We start from the raw sequence: 6,223 nt of genomic DNA on the forward strand, positions 1-6,223 counted from the left end.
CCATTCAATCTACCAGGGATAACACCTTTCCAAGGTTCGTATGCTTTGAAACGGTGGGCCATAATCGCTTCACCACCTGTAGCAGTTAACACGTTATTTCTTAAACCGATAATACCACGTGCAGGAATATCAAATTCTAAATGTTGTAAATCTCCTTTTGGTTCCATGATCAATAACTCTCCTTTACGTTGTGTTACCAATTCAATTACCTTACCAGCAACTTCACCCGGTACATCAACGATTAAGGTTTCGATAGGCTCACATTTTTTACCATCAATTTCTTTGATGATTACCTGCGGCTGACCAACCTGAATTTCATATCCTTCGCGACGCATGGTCTCGATCAATACTGATAAATGGAGGATACCCCTTCCGTACACCAAGTAAGAATCAGGAGACTCAGTTTCTACAACTTTAAGTGCAAGGTTTTTCTCAATTTCTTTGTATAAACGCTCTTTTAATCGCTGAGACGTTACGAATTTACCTTCTTTTCCAAAAAACGGTGAGTTATTGATTGTGAACAACATGTTCATTGTTGGCTCATCAATTTTGATTACAGGCAATTGTTCCGGAGCTTCGAAATCAGCAATAGTATCACCAATGTCAAAACCATCAATACCTACCACTGCGCAGATATCACCTGATTTTACTTCAGTGGCACGGATTTTTCCTAAACCTTCGAAAGTATATAATTCTTTTACTCTTGATTTTACCATTTTACCATCACGTTTAATCAAAGTAACCGGTTGGTTTTCTTTAATTACGCCACGGTGTACACGACCAATTGCAATACGACCTACGAAAGATGAATAATCTAAAGAGGTGATTTGCATTTGTAAAGTACCGTCGTTTGTTGGCGCAGCAGGAATTTTCTCAACAACTGCGTCTAAAAGTGCGAAAATATCTGTTGTAGGTACTTTCCAGTCAGTACTCATCCATCCTTGTTTAGATGAACCGTAAATTACTGGAAAATCAAGTTGCTCTTCTGTTGCTTCTAAGTTGAAGAACAATTCGAAGATCTGTTCGTAAACTTCTTCAGGGCGACAGTTTTCTTTATCAACTTTATTTACAACAACAATAGGTTTTAGACCTAAAGCTAAAGCTTTTTGAGTTACGAAACGTGTTTGAGGCATGGCACCTTCAAAAGCATCACACAATAACAATACACCATCAGCCATTTTCAATACACGCTCTACCTCACCACCGAAATCGGCGTGACCAGGGGTATCGATAATGTTGATTTTAACGTCCTTATACTGAACCGAAACGTTTTTTGACACGATGGTAATACCGCGCTCACGCTCCAAATCATTGTTATCAAGTATTAAATCTCCCGATTGTTCGTTATCGCGGAAGATTGAACAAGAGTGTAAGATCTTATCGACCAGTGTAGTTTTACCGTGGTCAACGTGGGCTATGATAGCTATATTTCTTATTTTTTGCATAAAATGCTACTAATTTTTGGCGCAAAGATAAGATTAATTATCGAGATTTCAGTACATTAGTTAAGAGGCATTTAACTCTTTTTAATTTTAAACAATGTATACCTTCAGATGTTTCATATATACTAAATTACAACGGTGATGAGCAAAACAAAAAAAACCGATAAACAGAATCCGCCAAAAGTGGACCAGCACAATAAAACAGGACTAGATGAGTGGAATGACCGTTTGGATGAAAACTGTGAAAATGAACACGAGGRCAATGAGCTTGCTGACGAAAAAGCAAGAGATTATTCCTATAAAGCCGGAAGTGGAGACCAATCGGACGAAACCATAGATATTCAAAAATAAGTTCCTTTAAATGTCAAAAAAAGCAATATTACTTGGTGCGAGTGGATTGATAGGCAACAACTTATTGGCACAACTACTGGATAACCCTAGTTATAGTGAGGTGCTTGCTATTGGGCGAAAAAAGTTAAATATTGAACATCCAAAGCTAAAAGAACTGATTGTTGATTTTGATCATATAGATCAGTACGCAGCAGGTATTACCGGAGATGTGGTATTTTGTTGTTTGGGCACCACAAACAGTAAAACCCCGGATAAAGTACAATATAAAAAAATTGACTACTGGTACCCTTTAGACATTGGCTCGATTGCGCAAAACAATGGTGCTACTTCATATCATTTGATCTCTTCAATGGGTGCAGATATCAATTCATCCTTATTCTACCCCAAAACCAAGGGAGAGGTAGAAAGAGATCTAAAGGCGATCCCCTTCAAAAGCATTTATATTTATCGCCCTTCGCTGCTTGATGGTGATCGCAAAGAAAAACGCTGTGCAGAAAGAATTTTGATAGGTCTGATGCGTCTGCTCAACCCAATCTTAATTGGTGGTTTAAAAAAATACAGAAGCATCAAAATTGAAACTGTTGCCTCAGCAATGCTTAAAGAATCATTAACTGATAAAAAAGGTGTATTTATTTACTCTTCGGATCAGATTCAGGCACTCGGACAGATTTAAAAAAGATTCTTTTTCCCAAAAGCCCAAATCAGAAATGGCGACATGGCTTTGGCCCAGGTCTTTAATTCGTGTTTGCCTCCGACCATTTCATAGTACGCGATATCATCAGGTCTCTTGTAGCCTTTCTTTAAAAGCTCTTTGATCACATCAATGGTATCGTCAATGGAATCGATGATAAAGTTTTTATTTCGATCGGCAAGCTCATCTTCAGTACCTGTCATCAGCCAGAACTTTAATTCCGGTTTGACCTCCGTATCAATAATTCGCTGATGCAAAATACGATCGCTATCTGTATAACCATCTTTAAGGTCTTTTTTACGCCACCAGAATGATCCTGAAAAAACACCGACAGCATCAAAGTAGTTATCATTGTTCCAGGCAATATCAAACGCGGTTAATCCGCCAAGCGAGAATCCCCCAAAAGCACGCTTCCCATTTATCGGAAACTCAACTGTGGTTTGTATGAAAGGAATAAGCTCTTTAATAATGAAATCTGTATAAGCCTGCGCTTTGCTTCCCCTATCCTGAAAATCAGGTACACCAGCAACTCCGTATTCTTGTAAACGATCTTTTGAAGCTTTTATAGCCACCACGACCAGGGGTTCTATTTTGTTTTGGCCATAAAGGGCAGCAAGTGTGTGTTGCAACGCTAATTCTTCTGTATCCTGACCATCGTTTAACAACAGCAGATTTAATTGTTCATTCCCCAAAAGGTTGTCTGGAACAAAGATTTCAAGCTCTACTCCTCTTTTAAGATGTTTAGATGGTATGGTTTTTTCAGTTTTAATAACTTCCGGAAGTGTTAGTGTAGTATACATAATTCAGCAATTTCCCTTCTCTCAAATGCACTGCAAAAGTAATACTCTTATTAAAAATTAAAATAATTGGTGTGTAATTTTATATCAAACAGACATTTAGCATAATATGAAGGGCTTTCGCTGCGTCAAAAAATGTAAAAATGTAAGGTGTGTTTTTCAGCATGGTTATTGTAGAAATATTCATTAAATTTGTGTTTAACTGAAATAATTAAGGTATGACCAGCTTGACTCTTTATGCAAAACTAGAAACACTTCCACCTGATCTTAAATCGGAGGCGAATGACTTTATCGATTTTTTGATGGAAAAGGCGAAGAAAAAAGATCATAAGGCTGGTGTCGCTAAATTTGGCAGTCTAAAAGGTAAGATCACGTTGTCTGATGATTTTAATGCCCCTTTAGAAGACTTTAAGGAGTATACGTAATGGCATATCTGCTGGGTACCCATACTTTTCTTTGGTTTTTGRATGGAAGTGATGACTTATCGGCCAAAGCAAGAAAGACTGTTGAAGACAATAGGCAATTGAACTATGTCAGTCTTGTTTCATTTTGGAAAATTGCCATTAAGAGTAAGTCTTGGAAAGCTGGAACTAGGCATTTCTTATGAAGAGTTACAGCTCCAGGCAATAAAAAATGGCTTTGAATTTCTTCCCCTAACTTTTGAACATTCCGCCGGCTTGATTGGTTTGGAATTTCATCATCGGGACCCCTTTGATAGAATGATCATCTCTCAAGCTATTGTTAAAGGGTTGACAATTGTCGGAAAAGACCAAAATTTCCTAAATACCCTGTAAAGCTTCTTTGGTAATGCTTCTGGATCTGACTTTGATATAAGGGGCCTTTTATGCTGTTTCCTGAATTTATTGTTCTTTTGTCGGCGCATATGTTGTATCGCTACTGTGCACAGGGTTTACGATTTGATTTTCTTTTATTCCTAGGGGTGTCTCCCCATAATTCCAAATTGGAGCATTCTTTCAATTGACCAATGTCACCGATGCCCCCCTTGAACTTGTTTAAAACAAATCCCTACAATTATGTTTCGAATATTCATTTAGCCTATATTGATCCTTAAGGATTAGACACTAAGAGCAGAAAGATACTTACCATTAGAACCATTGACATTACAAGTATCCAATTGACAATACCGTTATAAAATGATGAAGGCAATATATTGCTATTATTACTTGCTCTACACAAAGCACCTCCAAAAGATCTGTTAAAGCTACAATGTTTTTCTTCTTTGGCGGCGTTCTAGATGTTGCGGGGGGAACTATAAATGATATTTAGTGTAAGAAATAAGCAGGTTGCTTGCTTTTAACATTCTTTATTTCTTATCTTAAAGCATCTAAATTTTACCGGATGAAAGAGGAATATAAAAAGTGGCACAGCAATAACTTAAGTGCCGATTTTGAATTGCTCGCTTTTGGGCACAGCGGCTATCCAATCCTCCTTTTTCCTACCAGTATGGGGAGGTATTTTGAAAATAAGGACTTTAAAATGATCGAATCTATTCAGTGGTTTATAGATGAAGGGAAAGTTAAGGTTTACTGTGTTGACAGCATTGATGGTTTGAGCTGGTACAACAAAGGCATCCATCCGGCCGACAGGGTAAAAAATCATATTTGTTACGACAAGCTATTACTGGAAGAGGTTTCGACAATGGCCCGTCAGGAAACAGGGCATTCCAAAATCATCACTGCAGGCTGTAGTTTTGGAGGATATCATGCGGCAAATTTTGCTTTCAGGCACCCATGGCTGGTCAGCCATATGTTTAGCCTGAGTGGGGTTTTTGATATTAGATCGCAATTGGACGGATTTTATAATGATGAGGTTTACTTTAATAATCCGGTAGATTTTTTACCAAATGACAATAATCCGGAGCTATGGAACATGAAAATAATACTGGGTACAGCTGAAAGAGATATATGCAAGCCAGATAATGAACGATTGTCGCAGATTTTAACCGATAAGGGAATTAACCATTGGCTGGATGTGAAAGAGAATGCAGATCATGACTGGCCCATATGGCGAAAGATGCTGCCGGAATACCTATCACAATTATCATTTAACTAAAAACATCTAAAATATATACCATGAAAAAAATCGGAATACTGTTCGGCAAAGAAAGATCTTTCCCCGAGGCTTTTGTAAAGCGCGTAAACGAGATTGCAGGAAAGGACATTAAAGCCGAATTTGTAAATATTGATAAAATATTTCAGGCTAAAGCATTGGACTACGCTGTGATTATCGATCGAATATCTCAGGATGTTCCTTTTTATCGTTCTGCGCTAAAAAACGCGGCGATTACAGGAACCGCCGTAATAAACAATCCCTTTTGGTGGAGTGCCGACGAAAAGTTTTTTAATAACGCATTGGCCGTAAAAATTGGAGTTCCTGTCCCTAAAACGGCTTTGATACCTTCTTACGAACAACCTGATGACACCTCTGACGAATCGTTCAGCAATCTGGCATTTCCCTTGGATTGGGAGGCTATTTTTGAATACACAGGTTTCCCCGCATATATGAAACCTTTTGATGGCGGAGGGTGGAAAGAAGTTTACAAGCTACATGATATGGAAGATTTTTTTGATAAGCATAGTCAGACAAAAAAGACAGTGATGATGCTTCAGGAAGAAATCGTTTTTGAAGAATATTTTAGGTGYTATTGTATCGGTGGCAAATATGTTCGGATAATGCAATATGAACCGCGTAATCCTTTTCACCTGCGCTACCAGGTAAACACCCCTCCTTCGAGCGAGAAATTATTAAAAACCATTCACGACTATGTGATAAAACTGAATCAGTTTTTGGGTTATGACTTTAACACCGTAGAATTTGCTGTACGTGATGGAATACCCTATGCCATTGATTTCTGTAATCCGGCACCTGACGCTGAGGTAACCAGTGTTGGCCAGGAGAATTTTGATTGGGTTGTTGAAACC

General features: G+C 38.2%; 8 protein-coding genes. 6 read left to right on the top strand and 2 right to left on the bottom strand.

Features of this window, described 5'->3' with window-relative positions; translation table 11 throughout:
* Positions 1-1,445, bottom strand: a 1,445-nt coding sequence (locus AC1DG9_RS21590; RefSeq protein WP_477635213.1) for a GTP-binding protein, incomplete at its 3' end; no start/stop codon positions are given.
* A 138-nt stretch (positions 1,446-1,583) separates the two neighbouring features.
* Here AC1DG9_RS21590 and AC1DG9_RS21595 point away from each other — a divergent pair.
* Together AC1DG9_RS21595 and AC1DG9_RS21600 are read left to right on the top strand one after the other, a co-directional pair.
* Entirely contained in the window at positions 1,584-1,793 is a 210-nt protein-coding gene (locus AC1DG9_RS21595; RefSeq protein WP_477635214.1) for a hypothetical protein, read from the top strand.
* Between the two features lie 10 nt (positions 1,794-1,803).
* Positions 1,804-2,466, top strand: a complete 663-nt coding sequence (locus AC1DG9_RS21600) for an oxidoreductase (protein ID WP_337716934.1) — start codon at positions 1,804-1,806, stop codon at positions 2,464-2,466.
* Here the strand turns inward: AC1DG9_RS21600 and AC1DG9_RS21605 are convergent.
* Positions 2,463-3,284, bottom strand: coding sequence for an alpha/beta hydrolase (locus AC1DG9_RS21605; protein WP_288883075.1), 822 nt, complete (start codon positions 3,282-3,284; stop codon positions 2,463-2,465). The two genes, AC1DG9_RS21600 and AC1DG9_RS21605, sit on opposite strands and share 4 nt — an antisense overlap.
* 215 nt (positions 3,285-3,499) lie before the next feature.
* Here AC1DG9_RS21605 and vapB point away from each other — a divergent pair, with 215 nt between their 5' ends.
* The 4 genes from vapB to AC1DG9_RS21625 all read left to right on the top strand — a co-directional run.
* On the top strand, positions 3,500-3,706 hold the full coding sequence (gene vapB, locus AC1DG9_RS21610; RefSeq protein ID WP_288883074.1) for a type II toxin-antitoxin system VapB family antitoxin: 207 nt from the start codon (positions 3,500-3,502) through the stop codon (positions 3,704-3,706).
* Positions 3,707-3,811: 105 nt separating this feature from the next.
* Positions 3,812-4,075: a type II toxin-antitoxin system VapC family toxin gene (locus AC1DG9_RS21615; protein ID WP_288883073.1), complete on the top strand. Its 264-nt coding sequence runs from the start codon at positions 3,812-3,814 to the stop codon at positions 4,073-4,075.
* A 565-nt stretch (positions 4,076-4,640) separates the two neighbouring features.
* Positions 4,641-5,354, top strand: a complete 714-nt coding sequence (locus tag AC1DG9_RS21620) for an esterase family protein (protein ID WP_337716936.1) — start codon at positions 4,641-4,643, stop codon at positions 5,352-5,354.
* 20 nt (positions 5,355-5,374) lie between these two features.
* The coding region (locus tag AC1DG9_RS21625) for an ATP-grasp domain-containing protein (protein ID WP_477635215.1) at positions 5,375-6,223 on the top strand (849 nt) is incomplete at its 3' end.

It is taken from the genome of Pedobacter sp. 05L430, assembly GCF_056397585.1.